Origin of the sequence: Bathymodiolus platifrons methanotrophic gill symbiont, assembly GCF_002189065.1 — a bacterium.
Lineage (GTDB): Bacteria > Pseudomonadota > Gammaproteobacteria > Methylococcales > Methylomonadaceae > Methyloprofundus.
Genome location: NZ_BDMN01000545.1, coordinates 1 through 1,497 on the forward strand (window position 1 = coordinate 1; position 1,497 = coordinate 1,497).

A 1,497-nucleotide genomic window follows, 5' to 3' on the forward strand; every position below is an offset into this window, starting at 1 on the left:
ACTCTGCGACATGAATACCACTTTTATCCATTTCTAATAACTCTATCTGCTCTTGTTTTTTATCAGCACAAAGGATAATTCCCAAGGGTGGGTTTTCATCTACTTCTTGTTCATGCTGGGCTAACCAGCGTAAATACGACTCCATTTGTCCTTTATATTCCGCTTTAAAACGCCCTACTTTTAAATCAATGGCGACTAAGCGTTTCAGCTTACGATTATAAAATAACAAGTCGATATAAAAATCATCCTCATCAATCTGTAAGCGCTTTTGCCGTGCAATAAAAGTAAAGCCTGAGCCTAATTCCAATAAAAACTGCTCTAACTCGCGTAAAATAGCATCTTCTAAATCTTTCTCTAAATAGCTATCATTTAGCCCTAAAAAATCCAGCACATAAGGATCTTTTAAAATCAGGTTTTGATTCACTTGTCCCGAACCGCGTAATAATTGCAATTATTGGCTAATGGTTTGATCTGGCTTTTTTGAAATGGCGGTACGTTCAAATAATTGGGAATCAATGCGCTCTGCAAGCGTGCGAACTGACCACCGTTCTTGCATTGCCATCATGATATAAAACTCACGCTTTAGATCCTCATCAATGTATACCAGCTGTTTTAAATGTGACCAACTCAATTGTCTCCACACTGTAGAGACAATTTCTTTATCAGGAAAAATTTCAGCAAAACGTAAACAATGCCGTAATTGTTGAGAGCTCCAGCCTTTGCCAATAGACTCGGTTAATTGCTTGGCTAGTGTTTTAATAATTTGTTGACCATATTCAGCACGCTCGCCTTTTAATACCTCATCGGCAATACGTTTACCCACCTGCCAATACAATAAAGTCAGTTCCGCATTAACCGCAACAGCGGCTTTCTGTTTAGCGGATTGAATAAGGTCGTTTACTTCAGCAAATAAGGTGTTTTCGTTTAAAGATTGGTTCATACCTTTACCCCTTTATTTTCTTTATTTGGGGCTTGCCAATTTCTTACGTCACAAATCGGCAGGGATAGCCGATTTGGACAGAGCCAATACTTACAAATCATTATTTTCATCCATTGCTGTATTGGCACTGCCCGCAGGGTGTAAGGCATGATGCCGAACATCAATTTTTCCTGTAACAGCTGCTGAGATTAGGGCTGTTCGGCGTTCTTGAAGTAGCATAATTTGAGCTGAGCATTTCTCTTCTGCTTTATCTAAGGCATTAACCTTACAGCGAACATAATCCATGATTTCTTGCCTTTCATTCTCTGGAGGGATGACTAGAGGCGTTTCTTTAATATTCGTTGACGATATGGAAGCAAGGTTTGTGCTTTGCTTAGCAACCCTAAAAAAGTGAAACTTTGCATAACTTGCTCGAGTCAGCAAATCTAGCCATTCTGGCTCAATTGAATAAGGCCGGATAGCAAACACATGGTTTTGATGAATACACGGTTCAATTTCACATTGCCACACGGCACCTCTTCCAAGTTTGTCATTATCACCACCTTCATTCATTAACT

General features: G+C 39.4%; 1 protein-coding gene and 1 pseudogene. Both read right to left on the reverse strand.

What is annotated here, in order from left to right; genetic code table 11:
- A pseudogene (locus CDZ78_RS20315) lies at window positions 1-940 on the reverse strand (PDDEXK nuclease domain-containing protein); the annotation flags it as partial.
- 90 nt (window positions 941-1,030) lie between these two features.
- Window positions 1,031-1,497: restriction endonuclease subunit S domain-containing protein (locus tag CDZ78_RS20320; protein ID WP_507766949.1), on the reverse strand; the 467-nt coding region annotated here is incomplete at its 5' end.